The sequence below is a fragment of the Aliiglaciecola aliphaticivorans genome (assembly GCF_054782055.1).
This window is the reverse complement of record NZ_BAAGTF010000005.1, coordinates 23,206-39,933: the sequence shown is the minus strand read 5'-3', so window position 1 is coordinate 39,933 and position 16,728 is coordinate 23,206. Positions and strand designations below refer to the sequence as shown.

The 16,728-nt window shown below is 43.9% G+C and carries 14 protein-coding genes; 6 read left to right on the top strand and 8 right to left on the bottom strand.

Going from position 1 to position 16,728, the window contains the following annotated elements:
- Positions 1-8 precede the first annotated feature (8 nt).
- Positions 9-2,603, bottom strand: a complete 2,595-nt coding sequence (locus ACYVIL_RS03345) for a TonB-dependent receptor plug domain-containing protein (RefSeq protein WP_460311555.1) — start codon at positions 2,601-2,603, stop codon at positions 9-11.
- Positions 2,604-3,055: 452 nt separating this feature from the next.
- Positions 3,056-4,246, bottom strand: coding sequence for a DNA-binding protein (locus tag ACYVIL_RS03340; protein WP_460311554.1), 1,191 nt, complete (start codon positions 4,244-4,246; stop codon positions 3,056-3,058).
- A 41-nt stretch (positions 4,247-4,287) separates the two neighbouring features.
- Here ACYVIL_RS03340 and ACYVIL_RS03335 point away from each other — a divergent pair, with 41 nt between their 5' ends.
- Positions 4,288-5,223 carry a site-specific integrase gene (locus ACYVIL_RS03335; RefSeq protein ID WP_460311553.1) on the top strand — a complete coding sequence of 312 codons (936 nt, stop codon included), beginning with the start codon at positions 4,288-4,290 and terminating at the stop codon, positions 5,221-5,223.
- Between the two features lie 10 nt (positions 5,224-5,233).
- Here the strand turns inward: ACYVIL_RS03335 and ACYVIL_RS03330 are convergent, their stop codons facing one another.
- Positions 5,234-5,461 carry a helix-turn-helix domain-containing protein gene (locus tag ACYVIL_RS03330; RefSeq protein WP_460311552.1) on the bottom strand — a complete coding sequence of 76 codons (228 nt, stop codon included), beginning with the start codon at positions 5,459-5,461 and terminating at the stop codon, positions 5,234-5,236.
- A gap of 104 nt (positions 5,462-5,565) precedes the next feature.
- Between ACYVIL_RS03330 and ACYVIL_RS03325 the strand changes: the two genes are divergently transcribed.
- The 4 genes from ACYVIL_RS03325 (at position 5,566) to ACYVIL_RS03310 (ending at position 11,750) form a co-directional block, all read left to right on the top strand.
- On the top strand, positions 5,566-6,072 hold the full coding sequence (locus ACYVIL_RS03325; RefSeq protein WP_460311551.1) for a hypothetical protein: 507 nt from the start codon (positions 5,566-5,568) through the stop codon (positions 6,070-6,072).
- Entirely contained in the window at positions 6,072-7,472 is a 1,401-nt protein-coding gene (locus ACYVIL_RS03320) for a DEAD/DEAH box helicase (RefSeq protein WP_460311550.1), read from the top strand. Before ACYVIL_RS03325 ends, ACYVIL_RS03320 begins: the two co-directional genes overlap by 1 nt.
- Before the next feature lie 324 nt (positions 7,473-7,796).
- Positions 7,797-8,639, top strand: a complete 843-nt coding sequence (locus tag ACYVIL_RS03315) for a SprT-like domain-containing protein (RefSeq protein WP_460311549.1) — start codon at positions 7,797-7,799, stop codon at positions 8,637-8,639.
- Between the two features lie 48 nt (positions 8,640-8,687).
- Positions 8,688-11,750: a Tn3 family transposase gene (locus tag ACYVIL_RS03310; RefSeq protein WP_460311548.1), complete on the top strand. Its 3,063-nt coding sequence runs from the start codon at positions 8,688-8,690 to the stop codon at positions 11,748-11,750.
- A gap of 37 nt (positions 11,751-11,787) precedes the next feature.
- Here ACYVIL_RS03310 and gapS1 read toward each other — a convergent pair whose 3' ends face one another.
- On the bottom strand, positions 11,788-13,380 hold the full coding sequence (gene gapS1 / locus ACYVIL_RS03305; protein WP_460311547.1) for a GapS1 family protein: 1,593 nt from the start codon (positions 13,378-13,380) through the stop codon (positions 11,788-11,790).
- 53 nt (positions 13,381-13,433) lie between these two features.
- Complete coding sequence (locus tag ACYVIL_RS03300; RefSeq protein WP_460311546.1) at positions 13,434-14,012, bottom strand: hypothetical protein; 579 nt, start codon at positions 14,010-14,012, stop codon at positions 13,434-13,436.
- Between the two features lie 165 nt (positions 14,013-14,177).
- On the opposite strand from ACYVIL_RS03300, the gene ACYVIL_RS03295 reads away from it, so the two are divergent.
- Positions 14,178-14,747 carry a YkgJ family cysteine cluster protein gene (locus ACYVIL_RS03295; RefSeq protein WP_460311545.1) on the top strand — a complete coding sequence of 190 codons (570 nt, stop codon included), beginning with the start codon at positions 14,178-14,180 and terminating at the stop codon, positions 14,745-14,747.
- Between the two features lie 346 nt (positions 14,748-15,093).
- Here the strand turns inward: ACYVIL_RS03295 and ACYVIL_RS03290 are convergent, their stop codons facing one another.
- From ACYVIL_RS03290 to ACYVIL_RS03280, 3 genes are all read right to left on the bottom strand, one after another.
- The gene (locus ACYVIL_RS03290) at positions 15,094-15,555 is read right to left on the bottom strand and encodes a hypothetical protein (RefSeq protein WP_460311544.1); all 462 of its coding nucleotides are present in this window, start codon (positions 15,553-15,555) and stop codon (positions 15,094-15,096) included.
- A gap of 116 nt (positions 15,556-15,671) precedes the next feature.
- On the bottom strand, positions 15,672-16,079 hold the full coding sequence (locus tag ACYVIL_RS03285) for a peptidoglycan binding domain-containing protein (protein WP_460311543.1): 408 nt from the start codon (positions 16,077-16,079) through the stop codon (positions 15,672-15,674).
- Positions 16,080-16,164: 85 nt separating this feature from the next.
- Positions 16,165-16,614 carry a hypothetical protein gene (locus ACYVIL_RS03280; protein WP_460311542.1) on the bottom strand — a complete coding sequence of 150 codons (450 nt, stop codon included), beginning with the start codon at positions 16,612-16,614 and terminating at the stop codon, positions 16,165-16,167.
- Positions 16,615-16,728 lie beyond the last annotated feature (114 nt).

The following is a 16,728-nucleotide window of genomic DNA, read 5'->3' as shown; positions in this document are numbered from 1 at the left end:
CAGTTGGATTAAAAGGTATACACGCCTTTTAAATAATAGAAACCGCCGTTAATGCCAATGGGTGATGTCGTTGGGTACTTTGAACCCGCCACTTCGGTATCGTAAAGCACATTTTCGTCAGGGTAGTTATCAAACGCATTTCGAGCGCCTAATGTCACAATAAGCGATTCATTAACATGATAACCAACTTCAAAATCGACCGTGTATTCCGCACCCACTTGCTCTATGGGTAAACCGGCATCGATGTGATCTTCAAAAATGTCACCAAAATAATTGAGGCGCGTTAATACCCGCCAATCGCCATTCGTATGATTGCCAGTCAGGCTGAAGCGATATTCAGGCAAATTATCCTCAATCATTCGAATGCGAGTGGGTGAAATGTTTTGGACTTGCTCACCATTCACATCGAACGTTTTAACATCATCAACTTCTGTATCGGTCCAGTTCCCCGCAAACGAGAAAACCGTATCTCCTCCCAACATTTCCATTGAATAATTAGCGACGACATCAATACCTTGTGTTGACGTTGCAAAGTCATTTGTGAAGAAACTCACTTCACTAAAACTCGATGCGTCAGTGACGCCTTGGGCGAGAAGCGCATTGATATCCGCTTGCGTGAGGGTGATCCCCGACGTTGTGCTGATCCTATCTTCAACTTCAATATTGAAGTAATCGATGGTAACAAATAACCCATTTTCAAATTCTCCTACCCATCCTACACTGTAGCTCGTAGATTCCTCAGGTTGGAGGGGCGTTGCCCCCTTTTGAATGGAAATCGGATCCGACGGCGGCAGCGTGGCTCTATCAACCAATCCCGTTGCACTGAACGCGGTAGTGACGTTTCGTACATTCGATTGTCCTATGGTCGGCGCTTTGAATCCAGTTGCGATGGCGCCGCGTAATGCGACGGTTTCATTCAGTTGATAGCGCGCAGACAACTTGCCTTTGGTTGTGTCACCAAAATCACTAAAGTCCTCGTACCGAATAGCTGCCCCCACCATAAAATCGTCGCTAAAGAAATACTCCGAATCAATATACAGCGCTGCGCTGTTACGACTATTCTTGCCTTGGAACCGAGCGGCTAACCCAGGAAAGCCGTTTGAACCGATACCAAATCCCTGTGCGGCTAAAGGGCCTACTTCGTAGGACTTTGGATCCCCAGCGATGGCTTCAAACGCTTCATATCGATATTCAATGCCCCCGGCTAAGAACAACGGTTCATTCCCGCCAATATCAATATACTTATTGATGTCGATATTGAAGCTCGCTTCTGTTTGAATGTAGCGCCCGGGATTAAACGATGTTGGTGTCTCCGGTCCTAATGACGGATTTATGGTGTTGCTAATGGCATAATCGATTTCATTAGTACCATAAGTACCACTGACATCGTAATTTAGCTCGTTATCCAATTCTCCACGAGTACCAACAACCAATGAAGCATCAGTAACGATCCCCCCAAATTTTGGGGTAAATCCACCAGGAAAGAGTTCGTTGAATGCAAAACAATCAGGATTGTTTGCAACTTGGTTGATATAAACAGGGTTTTCTAGCACATTTGAGCCGACGGCTATATCGGTCGGACAGTTGCCCGATAGATCTGGCGTCAAGTCGGCTACCAGTAATAATTGCTCACCACTGTCATTGGTTCCGCCATCATTGACACCACCGCGGTTGTGTGGGTTTCGAAAGTAAAACCCGCCCTCCACTTCTCGTCTCGCATAGTTACCAAATAAATACGCTTCACTGTTTTGATCAAGCTCCAAACCTGCATTGGCAAAAAACTTAAGATCCCCTTTTATTTCAGGACTCCCCCAGACTTGCGCCGGATCTTCAACGAACGTGTTGCCATTGTTAATCAGCGCCGCCGCATCATCGCGTTGTACGCTTCGTGACGTGGGATCGGCCGTTCGATATTCTAGAGAGAGATTGACAAACCCTTGATCAGTCAATGGCAACCCAACATTGCCCGCGACCATCGTCGTTGCGCCATCCCCTTCATAATATTGACCTTTATTAAATTCCACTAGGCCTCCTTCAGCGTCATCTTTAAGCGCAAAGTTGATCACGCCGGCAATTGCGTCAGAGCCATATTGCGCTGCCGCACCGTCCCGTAATACTTCAACTTGTTTAAGTGCAACAGACGGTATGACGGATATATCAGGCCCTTGCGCACCGTCGGATATTTGACCACCTAAAAACGTAATAACCGCTGAGCGATGACGCCGTTTTCCATTCACCAGTATCAAGGTGTGATCCGGCGCGAGCCCTCTTAAATTCGCGGGACGTACTAGGGTTGAAGCATCATTGATTGGTTGGTCGTTAACATTAAAGGATGGCACGGCGGCTTGCATCATTGTCGTGATGTCGGTGGACCCCGTACTTTTAAATTCTTCTGCGCTGATAATGTCAACAGGTACCGCAGAATCTCCTATCGAGCGTGGCGCTGAACGCGTACCGACCACTGCGATTTTTTCTACATCCGCCTCAGTGGTGCCGGCCTGCTCTTGTGCAACCAGCGTGGGTGAAATAGCCACTGCGATGGAAGCAGACAAAAGAGTCTTTGCAAACCCCAACCTTGTCGCCTTTGATTTAGTGTTAGTCATGTGTTTCCCTGATTTTATGTCTATGTCGTGTTGTTTGAAAAATCTCTTGAGAACCCAAACCGGTTGTTACAGATGTAGGAGGGCTAAGAGACTACCGTGCTGCGCAAAATACGCGCAGACACTGGCCAATACTGACAAAATCCGCCATGACCTACATGGCGGTGGGATTACATGATAATTACAATTTTGAAAGGTACTGAGAGTGTAAGAAATGCCTGATCTTCAGCCGGCAAATCATGACGATGCCATGGGACGCATAGGCTATGCTGCGCAGCGCCCCAGCACCGATAGCGTCATGAACAACGGTAGGGATTGGATCTTGAGCACAGCAATGTCATAAGAAAAGCAGACGGTCGATGTGCTCACCTGGTGAGACATTGTTCATTTGATAAGGTGGTATGTTTATCGTTCGCTACATAACATCTTGTGTCGTTTACGCATCAACAGCATTATCATTGCGGCGTATCATCGTTTACGCTTAACTTCTTCGTTTTTTTCACCGTTTTGTTTGTTTGGTGCATGTATTCTGCGATCAGATGCGCTTGTGTGTTTACCGTCGCGTCAGCTGCCACTAATTGTTGGCGAGTTTCATTAAGTGCAATCGTTTGTGTATTCAGAGCGTCAGTCGAAGAGGACAGATCATCGCGAAGCAGATCGGATGCGTGCTCTAACCTCTCGACGGTTTGTTCAAGACGCTGATTGTTACTGCGGGATTGCGCGAGTGCCTCTTCCAAAAAGCGGTTCTGCTCTGCCAATGCTTTGTGATCGTTAAGCGCCTGAGACAATGTAACCTCCAATCGCGCCAGTGTAAGTTTTTGCTCTTGGTTGGTGCCGGTTAAGCCGGCCAGCTCTTGCGTCAACGCGTGTTGTTGATGATTGAGTTGTGCGATCGTACTTTCAAAATGATGGGTTTCGCGCTCACGCTGAGACGCGACAGACGCACGATAATGCTCAAGCGCCGCACGCGCATCCACGTGCTTGTCCTCTAATGATTGATTATGCGTTGTCAGTAACTGGATTTCCTGTGTCATTGATGCGAGCCGTTGTTCGTAACGATCACACTCGCGAAGTGCTGTATCGCGCGCCGCTGTGATGTCAGTCACATATTGAGTCAATTCAGCGATGTCATTGTTAGCTCGCGCAATCTGAGCCTGCAACGTATCGTTTTGCTCCGATAGTGCGACTGCGCAAGCCGCCTGCTCGTCAAGTGACTTTTTAAACCTACTTTCACGTTCAACCAACGTGGCATGCGTCTCCTTTTTTAATCGCGCCGCAACGTGGCTTACAAGCTGCTGTAATTCTTCAGACAGTAAGACTTCTACCGGCGCATTTGCGCCCCCTTCGGTTAAGCGTTTCAAATGCTTATGAATAGTGCTCTTTGAGCCCGTATGCCCGAGCTCTGCGCGCACAGCGTCGATCGACACACTGTTACCGCGCGCAATGATGGCCTCTGTGGCTTGTTTAACGTTTGTCAGCGTCACGCCGGTTCGCGCCATGATAATGTACTGTATTACGTAATATGTATATACAGTATAATGTTTGAAGCATTCGAAATCAAAATAGGGAAATATAAACAAGCGATAATCATGGTTTATAACACCTATATACGCTGAAACCCTTGAATAACCCTTACGTTGATACATACTATCGTTATCACTAAAAATTGAGGTGTCAAAATCGCCCTATGTCTACCCTCCCCCGAAACGTACAAACACATTCGGTAGATGACTATATTCAGGCTGCCACACGTGACAATACAAGACGGACCTACCGAGGTGCGGTCGAGCATTTCGAAGTGGATTGGGGCGGTGTGCTGCCCACTACAAGCGAGGCGCTGTGTCGCTATTTGGCACACTATGCGGATACCCTTGCCCACAACACACTCAAAACGCGCGTTGCTGCCCTATCCCAGTGGCATCAAAGTCAGGGATTTGTTGATCCCACCAAAGCCATTCAAGTGAAAAAGGTGCTAAAAGGTATACGGGCCTTACACCCTGCCCCGGTGAAAAAAGCCAGGCCCTTGGCGATGTCCATACTTGAACAGTTAGATAGCCATCTCAATGCCGAATTTCTCAGTGACATACGAGACATCTCCTTGCGCGCCGCGCGTGACCGGGCATTGATTTGGGTAGGCTTTTGGCGAGGATTCCGCAGCGATGAGCTTACCCGTTTATTATTACAGGGCATTGAGGCCACACCGCATCAAGGCCTATCGCTTTACCTGTCACGGTCAAAAGGCGACCGTCATTACACCGGCAAGCATTACCAGCTGCCAGTGTTAAATATGCTGTGCCCGTGTGCTGCGCTAAGAACATGGCAAGGGATATTGGGGGCGCATGAGGGGCCAGTGTTTCGAAAAATCGACCGCTGGGGTGTCATTGCGGAACATGCCTTAAATCCACGCAGTATCAGCCGTATACTCAGACAACGATTTGAGAAAGCCGGCATTGACAATGCACAGACCTTTAGTAGCCATTCACTTCGGCGCGGTTTCGCGTATTGGGCGGCAGAGCAGCGCTGGAGCTTAAGCGATTTAATGACACATGTCGGTTGGAAAGACACACGCACTGCCATGGCGTATTTAGAGACGCTGCATCCTACATTCCAACAACCAATATAACGGATCCCGTTTATTCATCAATGCTATCGGGATTAGGCAATAACGCATCCGGCGTAACACCGATAACGTCGGCTAACTGATACAGCAATTCGACCGTAATATTCGATTCGCCACGCTCTATTCGGCCCACATAACTTCTGTCGACTTTCGCCTGCAGTGCTAACGCTTCTTGCGACAATCCTGCTGATTTGCGCGATGTTCGAATGACGCGCCCTAACGCGACGGATAACTGTGACATAATCTGACCTGCTTAAAAGTCAGTAATATCTCTACTTGCGGCTTAATTAACCACGGACTATAATCCGCATCTTTAAAATTCCCTTTGCAGTAAAAAGGTATATTATGCGGCAATTTACGCCCCACCCGGGTCTTATTCAGGCCATTGTCTCTCTCGATAGCCCACGTTTTCGCGTCACCGAATTACGTGATCGTTACATGACATTGTATCCAGGCAAACAAAATAAAAATGACATACGACGCTGGGTACACAGTTTTATGCGTACCTTTATCAAGCATGGCTTATTACATGACGTCACCGAGAAAAACGATAAAGCGGCGCACTATCGTGCTACTGACATATTACGCTCGATGGTCGGATCACCGATAGAAAACAACGTGAACAAGCAAAGCAATACAATGAATAATCATCCTGATATCCAAAAACGACTAAACGCACGTCAACATGATATTTTAATCAGCCTTGGCGCAACAGAGGAACTCGAAAGCTTAAGAGCCGAATTTCCTGATATGGCGTTGCGCATTGATGAGCAATTACGTGCGTTTAAAGATCAAAATGTGCGCACTTTAGGCAAAATAAAGGCGCTTGAATCTTTATTAGTCCAACGTTAGTGCAACTGCGGCGTTGGCAGCAATCGTGCCTTGAAGAAGCGATTGACCATTTCAAAACAGGTGATCATCAATTTGGTTGTCTCGCGACGCCAGGTGCTGGGAAAACCGTGTTTGCCGCCGTGACGGTAAAAACCTTGTTTGATTTAAAAATGGTGGATTATGTGGTTTGTGTAGCGCCCTCATTATCGGTAAAAGAGGGATTAAAAACAACATTCGAACAGGTACTGTCGCGTCCCATGGATGGCATGTTTAACGCCGCAGGAGTGTGTTTGACCTATCAAAGTCTGGCGGCACTGGACGCTACATTAATTGTTCGCTTACGCCAGTATCGCTTAGCCGTTGTGGTGGATGAAATTCACCACTGTGGTGGCTTAGAAAAAACGCACGCGACAGCGTGGGCGAGTCCGCTGTTAGCCCTCACACAGCAAAGTGATAAGGCTTACACGCTATCATTATCAGGTACACCTTGGCGAACCGACGGGTTGCCGGTGACGACGCTGCAGTACGACGAACTACTGTTACCTAAAATGCATTATTGTTATGGACTCAGTGAGGCCATCACGGATGGGGTTTGCCGCACTCCTATCATAATGGCGGTAGATAACGAGCAGTGGACTATTAGAGAAGATAAAAAAGAAAACACCACGCATGGCTCATTAGCATCGTTACTGCAGCATGATGGATTACTTTATCAGATGGTGCTCGATAACCCACACTTTGTCGATCATATGCTTAGTCTATCCGTAGCCACCTTAGATAAAAGACGGGAAACCTTGCCGGATGCCGGCGGTTTAATTATCGCCTCTTCGATTGCCCATGCTAAACACATTCAGGCGGTATTGATTGAATTAACGCATGAAACTCCGTTATTGATCACCAGTGAAGAGCCTGACAGCCAAGAAAAACTCAAGACATACAAATACACAAACCAGAAATGGTTAATTGCGGTAGGAATGGTCACCGAAGGGACGGACATTCCTCGTTTGCAGGTCTGTTGCCATTTGAGCCGCATTTGCACCGAGCTGCACTTTAGACAAGTGTTAGGCCGCGTTCTACGTCATCGAGGTAAACGAGATGCGGACAGTGCAGTGCTGATCATGCCTGCCCAACCTGATCTACTTGCGTATGCGAATCGGTTAAAAGAGGATGTACCTCAAGCCGTCATCATGGCGGGCGTTCCCGAGGTATTGGAGCCGTTAACAACGTCAATAGAGACTTACAATGAGCAGCCGTTCAGTGTAGAAGCTGAGGCTCCAAATATCCCGTCTGAAATAGCGTTGTTGGCAACAGAGCAACAGGATCATGCCTCTGGTTGTAGTCTATCTGACGCAATCTCCCAGAGGGTGCTGTTCCTCAGCGCCTATGGCAAATATAAAGAAGAAGTTTTACGTTATTACTAAGATAAAGATCTTCATTATTCGAAACACGTAACGCCGTTCTATAGGCATTCCTTTTCTATTTACCTGCTCTCACCAGATTAACATTGAAGTCTTAGTGAACGCGTGGTTAACGTCTCTGAGTTTTGGTTTGTAGTATGCTACACTTTGGATTTGAGGATGATTTCTATAACTCTGCGATATATAAGGATTGAAATTAGTTATATAAACTCATGAGGTCTGTCCAGTTGGTTGAGGTGCAAACTATTGATAATTAATATTTTTTTAATTTTCCGAAGTGATTTATTTGGATCATACGATCCAAAGTGTGTCAAAACCGGATGACGGATGACACGTAGCAAACCCACTGAAAAAACCTATGGGCAAATACAATATGCCTACGATTTTTTCAATAGAACGCTTTTTGACGCGTGTTTACCTGAGGTTGTTTTTACTTACCACAGACAAAATCGCGTGATGGGCTATGCTTCGTTTCAACGATGGGAACAAGCCAAAAGCGTCTATGTGGATGAAATTGCCATCAACCCCGAATACTTCACAAAATACCCGTTAATCGAAATATGTCAAACCCTTGTTCACGAAATGACTCATATTTGGCAAGGCCATTTTGGGAAACCGGGGCGCCGAGGTTATCATAACCAACAGTGGGCGTCGAAAATGCAAGAAATTGGATTAATGCCCTCTTCTACTGGCGAACCGGGGGGCGCGACGACCGGTGAGGCTATGATGGATTATGTGATACTCGATAAGCCGTTTATGAGGGCGTGTAAAACGCTTGTCAAAGAAGGCTTCTCATTTCCTTTGCTTGATAGGTTTCCCGTGTTCAGAGTGGAATCCCCCATCACGGTGTATGATGAGCATGGCACTCCTGTCATTCTCGATAATCGATATCGATTAAAGGGTCTTCAATCAGCGCCAATGTCCGCCTACAAGGATGACCTGTCGGTTCTCGTGGTCAATCAAGCCGGTATAGACGAGCCTTTTTCAACCGCATCATTAAGCCACCTATCCACTGAAGATGCATCAGTTCAAGTGGTAACCACGCGGCCAAAGCGGCACTCTGGTCGGGTAAAGTATATGTGCAAAGGATGTTTGTCATTGTTTTGGGCAAAACCAGGCTTGAATGTGGGCTGTCTGGATTGCAACATAAAATTTCAGGAAGAGGACTGAATTTTTATCTACGCTTAATGTTTTGGTATGTATGGATCAGAACTGGCTATGCACAATGCGACGCTTTTTACTCAATCTCACCATAACAACCCACCTGTCTTTAATTCGGTAGAGCGCCGATTTCACCTTCAACTGGATGAAAACTTCAAAGAAGGCCCCCTAAAAGACGTCAGAAAAAACAGTAACCGCGTGTTTTTATGTCTAGCTTATCGGTACTTTTGTATGTCGAACCAGTTCTTCGACACATCTATACCAGAAGACATTGCATACATTTCCCAACAGCTCGGCATCGCTAATCCACCAGAGTGGAATAGCTACCAAGCCGATTCAAAAAAACGTCATAAGCGCATCATATTAGACTATATGGGGGTGAAACCATTTACAGATAGTGATGCGCAGAAACTCATAACGGAAAAACTGCAGCATCTAGCTAAGTGCCAACTTCCCTTTAAGCAAGCCTTCAAAACACTTGTGGTTTTTTTACGTGAAAAACATATTGAGATCCCAGATTTTAGGACCCTGGATACAAAAATTAGAAACACGTACAAAGCCGTGGTTGATGATCGCATCATACTTGTTGAAGAACATCTCGACACCGACGCGAAGACATCACTTGATACACTATTAGATAAATCGCCCGATGCCGTTCATGCCCAGTATCAACTGACCTTGCTAAAAACCTTTTCACAAAAGCTTAGACCAAGAGAAATTGCAGGTAATGTCGAGAGTTTTAAAAAACTGCATACACTATTTGGTCTCATCACGCCGGCCCTGAAGGCACTGCAACTGCCTACTGATGCGATAAAATACTACGCAAAAAAGGTGGTTAAATCGCAAGTCTTCCAAATCGAACGACGTGCAGACGCCGATCGTTATCTACATCTGGTGTGCTTTATTGCTGATCGATATTACACGCTACAGGACATTTTAGCCGACACTCTCAGGCAATCAGTGACCACAGCCTATAATGCCGCGGAAAAGCAAGCGAGGGAGCATTTTTACAAAGCTCGTCAAACGCAGCATACCCATGCGCAAAATCTGGTGACGTGCACCACGGATCTGTACAAAGCGGTTCAACAAATTGAGACGATCCTAAACGACGACACTTTAACTGCCGAACAAAAAGTAGCCAAGGTGAGTGACGCCGTACTTAGGACTAAGCCCAAACGCGATAAAACCGAGCAGAGTATTGCCGATGTCACCAGTGATCTAGATAAATTAAGTGGTGATGCCCTGCTGTATCATTTTTTGGAAGAAGGCGCTCGAAAACTTCAGCTCAGATGCAATGCGCTGGTGACCTGTTTACAATTTAGTGATGACAGTGTCGATAAGTCACTATTGAGCGTCATCCAACGCTTTCAAGACAATGACGGCAAAGTCGATGCGACGTTTCCTGTGGATTTTTTATCGGTTAAAGATCGTCGACACATCGATACCAAACTAACGTTTCGCTCACCGCTTTATAAAGTAGTGCTGTTTAAATATATTACGGAGGCAATTTTTGGCGATGGCTTGTCACTTCCTTACTCGTATGAACACCGTGCCTTTGATGATTATCTGATCCCGCAACAGGTGCTCGATGAAAACTTTATATCACTGCTTACCCAAACTGATGCACTGCACCTGAAAGACAAAGATAAAGTAATTAATCAGATCGTTGCTAGATTGGATACCGATTACCAACAGACAAATGAACATGTCATGATGGAAGCCAATGACTTTGTTAAAGGCGATGGCTTAGGAGGATTCCGTCTCGCCCATAGCAAAATGAATACGCAACAGATTGAAGAAATCGCACAAGCGGACATTGACCTATTTCCCCAGACGCTGCGGGTGACGTTGCCTGAAGTCTTACATACGGTTCATACCTGTACAGGTTGTTTAAATGAGCTCCAACCGCATTCTCAGCTCTATAACAAAAAGCGCCCGGAAAACCGAGAGTTAGTAGCCGGTTTAATAGGTAAAGGGCTGCATTTTAGTGAGCATGAATTTGCTAAAATCATGCGTCAGACGAACAAATCGACCGTTGCCACGGTACAAAAAAACTTCCTCTCGAATGAAAACTGTATATTGGCCAGCAACGTCATCATGCACTTCGTTGACAAAATGCCATTGGCCGATCTTTTTCTGGTCAACAGTGACCCTATTACATCAAGCGATGGTGTCAAATATACTAACTCCAAAGGCTCACTGAACGCGCGGAACTCATTTCGCTATGGCGGCAAGGAGGAGGTTGTCAACGCCTACCTTGCCAATGACTGCAGAAGCCTATTTACCCACGCTGATGTCATAGGGGGCGCAGAGAGAGAGGCGCCCTATACGATTGATTGTGTCTTAAATCAAGCGGTGGTTAAATCAAAGATGCACGTCACCGATACACATGGGTATACAAATATGATATTTGGCGCAACGGACTTGCTCAGCATTACCTATGCACCCAGAATAAAAAACATCCATCGGCTACAGCGTTATGCGCCTAAAGGGAAGAAAAAATCATACTCACATAAAGGTTATCCAATCCTTCCTAATAAAAATATCAATCTTGATCACATCAATGCAGGTTGGAATGAGCTGGTTCGTATGGTGGTATCGATTAAGCTAGGGTACACAAGCGCGTCTCAGCTTTTTAAACGATTAAATTCGTATACTAGCGATAGAAACCCACTCAAAAAAGCCTTAACCGCGTATGGGCAAATTACCAAAACCAGCTATATTTTAGAGTACATTGACAACCTCGAGTTAAGGCAAATTATTCATAAGCAGTTAAATAAAGGAGAAAGCGGCAATCGACTTGATCGCGCACTGGCCATCGGCTCATCAGGCTTAGACTATGTTGAGAAAGACGAGCAAATTGAGGTGGAAAATTGCAAACGGGTCATTAAAAACGCGATCATTTGTTGGAATTATATGTATTTATCTCAGCGGTTAATGAATACCGAGAACGCCGCTGAACGACGCGCCTTGATCGAAAAAATTAAAGCGTCGTCCGCTAATGCGTGGGACCATGTCGTGATCCACGGAGAAATAGACTTTTCCGACTCGCACTTGGCTGATTCCCAGCATTTTGCGTTTGAGCGTATGCACGACTTAGACATCCTACTTTTTGATTGAGATGCGGCGTAAATCAAACACCATCTCTCACCATGGCTCAAGTATTGGCGACTAATTTGTGTTTGAGAGCCATGGATTTTTGGTAGGTATCGTTGACCGATTTACCGTGCCAATACGCTTGGTTGTGAGCGACCACATCACTTGTCTTTCTAAATAGACGGTTGTCTTTCAATCCTCTGTTTTCGCGACGCCTGTAGTTCTCACCTTCGGGAATAAGTACTTTAAAAAAGGTCTCGATATGCTGGATCATAGTCATTTTCATCGTCGAGGTATCAGCATCTTCTCGACGACAGTGACGCAGAAACTCAAGTAAAAAATCCGGTTTCCGCGTGGCAATACCACAGAGGTATTCGAAATCCTGAATACTGCACACAAAAATATTTGTAAAGGGAATAGGCTCACCAAATTTCTCAGCGAGAGACAAGATATCATTAGGTGCAATATTTTTTGCGATGTCTATGCCCCGTTTTAACAAAAATTCCCCTTGCGTGATGATAAGGCCGAACCGTTCAGAAGACGACGGTAGAGTTAGGCCATCAGCATTATCGAGCAAATACGCGCACTCCACGATTTGTTTAATACCTTTTATGATGGAGTCTTTTACTTGCCGTTTAATTAAAAAAGGATTAGCGCTGCTAAGCGTTTCAACACGCGGCACTACGCCTTTTGCTTCAACCAACACACAGCCGTCATGACCTTTGACTAAAAAATCCGTTACTTTTCCTGCTAAGCCCGCGGTTGCATAAGTTCCGTTAATGTCGGACTCATTGACGAATGTAATATCAGGACGTGATAGGCAAACATGCACGTACTTTTCGAATGCGTCGCCAAACCGCTGTCGAAAACCGGATGTGTTCATACGAATAAAGTGATTAAGAGCAGCCTCCGCAATGCCTCTGCTTAGCAGAGTAATATCAATGCTAAATAAGTAGCTTTCGGCAATGATAATGGGCTTATGTAAAAGACGTGACTCGGCAATTGTAATAGTATCGGTGATCGCTCTGGGCATGACGTTACAGAGAAATGCTTGTAGATTTTCAGGCGTTCCAGATATCAGGCGAATACTGTTGGCTATGGTGTCTAAATCGAAAAATGGATGCAGAGATTTAACGATATGAAGATAGTTAAGTCGGCGATTTTCGCCTTTCATTCCACAATAGAGATAACACTTGATGATAAAAAAATCAGTCAGCTTGACACCTGTCGCTTGTTCAAATTCTGCATTGAACGGTGTGTTATCGTCAGGATGAAATATTTCAAATTGATTGATCAACGCACGCAACCAGTATTCGTTTCTATGTTGGATCCAAAACTGATTGCTGATTATGGGCCGCATGAACAACATAAGCGAACCGGAGTTGTTGCCTGCCGTTGTTTTCCCATTTAACTCAAAAAGTCTATGAATAAACCAATAAACATCTTTTGTGCTAGCGATGCGCGTTGACGTATTAGGCGTCAGTTCAAAGAGCCACTCTAACAACAGAAACCCTAAAAATGGCAATCTTTGGAATCGTTCAGGACTTTGCTCAGCGTGCTCAGACAGATAGTTGTCGAGTTCAAAGACCATAGAGGACCTATCAAAATATCTAAGGCGTTTTTTAATTTTGTGTAGCTCACTCTCAACGGACATTTTAAAGGTTTTAGACTCTGTTTAATCGTAAATTTACTGTAACGCACTCATAGTTAGTCTTGTTCAGACAGTGATATTTTATTGTTAAGTAACTGAACTAGCCAAGTTAGCAGAAAGGATTGCCCTTTTTCAAAATCTTTAACCGCAATATTTTTGTATCTTGCTGAGTCTTCAATTTTTACTGCTCCGCAATAATCACTGAGTTGGTCCCATATTTCCCAAACTGGCTGCTTCGTTCCCACATACTCGACCTGTTCTAAATCAGCTATTTGCGTTACAAGTGTTCTGAGAGATCCCTGTTGTTCTGTGGTAATAGTTTTCTCAGGTAATTCATATTTACAGTGGAGTTTCTTTAAATCTGACCGGTTATAAGCAGCAACCGCTAGGTTTTTTGCATGCTCAACTGTAAATAAATTGGGATTATGCGGGTAGCCAAGTTCCGTCTTGTGATGATTAAACGTCAGCTTATAGATACCTTTTGCTTCATCTAGTGACGCCGCGTACTTATCTGCCTTTTCCAGCACTTCCCTCACTTCCAACCTACCTCCATCTAGCACCAAGATGCCATAAGCGTCAATATATTCAACGATATCGACAGGACTCATATCGGATGCGTTTACTACTTTTACCATAATTCTCACTTAGTTAATTCTTTCACACATAACGCATATGTTACAGTACGGCTGTATGTATTCACAGTATCTAGATGATATTCATAGAAACAAAAAATAGTAAATCCTATTGAATCACTCTATAAGGTAATTAGCTGATACATTTTTCATTTGAGGTGCTGATTCATGTCAGATCAAAACTTACAATACGGCGCCGCTAACCAAGCGGCTCAGAGTAACTTCAATAAGCTCTCAGATTCAATGCCACGCAAACTGGTAGAAAAGGAAGCTAAAATAACAAAACGATTAAGCAAGGCTAAAATACCAACGTCAAAAAAACTGAGAAAGCTATACGAGTTAATGGAAGAGTTAGCGGTACATATTGGTAAATTCACGCCTTGCTCCAAAGGTTGCAACCATTGCTGCAACTATCCTGTTACAATTTCTAATATTGAGATAAAAAACATTGAGACCGGCACGGGGATACAACGAAAACCTTTAATCGTAATGCAAGAGCGTCATAATTTTACACCCTGTCCATTCCTTAAAGATGGCGCCTGCTCAATTTACGACGTTAGACCTTTTGTTTGCAGAAGGCATGTCACAATGACTGAAACAAATGAATGGTGTAAGCCAGAACACGCTTTTGATTATTCATTCCCGCTTCTTACATTTACAGAAATTAATAAATCATACGATTTGATTCGAGTTGAGAGCGGTGAGCCGTCACTGATAGATATTAGAGATGCTTTTTAAGCAGTGCTGCATAAGAATTAATTCGCTGGTAAAGCTTTCAAAGATGTTAACGATTCTCATTCGCTATGCGTGATTTTAGGGTTTTGTTTAGGAAAAGCCTATCTTTGACCCTGTTATTTCATGAATGTTGGGTGTGAAAAAATGCACTTGCGGATATGAAGATGATTTTGAAGTTTATATTAAAATGGTTTAATGATGCTAATGAGTCAACTTTGAACGTTAATAAATGCTTAATTTGTAGGCGTGAACTTGGTCGAGTCTTCGGTAAAATTATTTTTCGCGCTGTAAAATGATCATCAAACAGCAAGCTCCCTCTAATGATCTTAATCAGTCCTTAATACAACCTTTACGACTCTATTTTGCTTTTATTCTTAAAAAACTTTTTAACGACATTACATACTTGTCCCGGCTTTGCCTGATGATTTTTATAGTGATATTCAGTGCTGTATTCTCCCTTGGGAATGAGCATATCGACAAAAAGTTCACTGTGATTGAGCTTAAGGACTTTATCTTGAATATGAAAAGCATACTCCATAAAGGTGGTGGTGTTATGCAAGGTAGAATGAATAACACCGTCAATTAATTCCCATTTATTCCAGTACATATCAACCTCTAAGGAATTTACTAGGGAAAAGCTGATCTCACATTTATCGCCAGATTTTTCATATTCGATAAAACTGTAGTTCACCTCTTCAGTGTCATGATTAATGATCCAAGTACCTATAAGGTCTTGCTGGTTTTCCTCGATAGCGAAAGCACAAAAAGAAAAGAATAATAGCTTTAGGCTTAAGATGGTTAAAATTCTCAACGTTACTCCGGTTTAGTTTTATTAATAAAATTGATGATCAAATTAATACCTGAGCGATAATCTAAAAATCTATTGGTATTTTTAACTACATAGACAATAAGCACAGGTTTTACTTGTTAGCTATGTTGCATATTTGGCCAACCGTTTTCGTCTCTGACTATTTTGAACCTGGCATTAGATTTGGTAAAACACTTTGCTTGTAAAGAGGAAAAATCAATATTATGTCTTGGTGTTTCAAAATACTCTGTAACCTGATTGCCATTTACAGTGACTACAAGGGTGATACTGTCTAGAACGCTAATCGCGCTTTTGCTTTCAACATCAAAATTGAAACCCAATAGTTGTTTAACTGCATCGTTATTGGTGTATGGGGTTATAAAGCAAACCTTTTCCCAGTTTCCCATTAATTCCCTAGATAAATCAATCACGCCAATAGATACATCGAAAAGTCGCGTCGGCGCGGTTTGTTGTTTAGTACATGACACTACGGCTAAAAGTATAATGAGTAAGCTATAGGGATTCATTGCTTACCCACCCAGTACAATATTATTTGGATATTTCGCCTTTCGTTCATTCATATACTTACATGAAACCCTTTCAAGTTTACCCTTAGGATTCAGCTTGCTCCACTGATATGGCACCACAACAGTGTAACAACCAGCGTAAATCGTCAAACCCAGAAATTGGCATCCCGGCTACCAAAATGGTTAATACCATTAGCTCCTCAGATACAGTCTTGCCCCCCCATAAGAACCAATCACGCTCTTCCCCAAAGTGACGCACCTTTTTAGGGTTTTGGCTAACATCGTCCCCTTCGCAAAACGGTATTAAATCAGCCTCAAACCACTCTTCTAGTAGTTGATACGCGCCATCAACTAGACTTTCTTCGTCATTTTGACAGGTTATCTCAACCGACAAAATGAGGGCCATCGTTTCTCGAAAACGGGCTAAAATTTCTTCGGCATTGCCATTACAGCTCACATTCACTTTCATTGTGTTGTTGGGTAAAGTAGCTGAGCTACCAGAAACTATCCGTCTTAATTCTTCAATGACAAACATCTTTCCCTCTTGAGCCTTTAACTCTCTAAATTCAAATATGCTTTAAGGCAAACAGACAAAAAGTCACTTCGCCCCTACTCTTTTTCTCATTGTATCAATGGGTGGTATTTACTA

Coding starts and splice junctions, on each gene's coding strand:
- ACYVIL_RS03280 (WP_460311542.1), bottom strand. CDS start 16,614: ATGTTTGTCATTGAAGAATTAAGACGGATAGTTTCTGGTAGCTCAGCT.
- ACYVIL_RS03315 (WP_460311549.1), top strand. CDS start 7,797: ATGACACGTAGCAAACCCACTGAAAAAACCTATGGGCAAATACAATAT.
- ACYVIL_RS03285 (WP_460311543.1), bottom strand. CDS start 16,079: ATGAATCCCTATAGCTTACTCATTATACTTTTAGCCGTAGTGTCATGT.
- ACYVIL_RS03330 (WP_460311552.1), bottom strand. CDS start 5,461: ATGTCACAGTTATCCGTCGCGTTAGGGCGCGTCATTCGAACATCGCGC.
- gapS1 (WP_460311547.1), bottom strand. CDS start 13,380: ATGTCCGTTGAGAGTGAGCTACACAAAATTAAAAAACGCCTTAGATAT.
- ACYVIL_RS03340 (WP_460311554.1), bottom strand. CDS start 4,246: ATGTATCAACGTAAGGGTTATTCAAGGGTTTCAGCGTATATAGGTGTT.
- ACYVIL_RS03295 (WP_460311545.1), top strand. CDS start 14,178: ATGTCAGATCAAAACTTACAATACGGCGCCGCTAACCAAGCGGCTCAG.
- ACYVIL_RS03310 (WP_460311548.1), top strand. CDS start 8,688: ATGCACAATGCGACGCTTTTTACTCAATCTCACCATAACAACCCACCT.
- ACYVIL_RS03345 (WP_460311555.1), bottom strand. CDS start 2,603: ATGACTAACACTAAATCAAAGGCGACAAGGTTGGGGTTTGCAAAGACT.
- ACYVIL_RS03325 (WP_460311551.1), top strand. CDS start 5,566: ATGCGGCAATTTACGCCCCACCCGGGTCTTATTCAGGCCATTGTCTCT.
- ACYVIL_RS03335 (WP_460311553.1), top strand. CDS start 4,288: ATGTCTACCCTCCCCCGAAACGTACAAACACATTCGGTAGATGACTAT.
- ACYVIL_RS03300 (WP_460311546.1), bottom strand. CDS start 14,012: ATGGTAAAAGTAGTAAACGCATCCGATATGAGTCCTGTCGATATCGTT.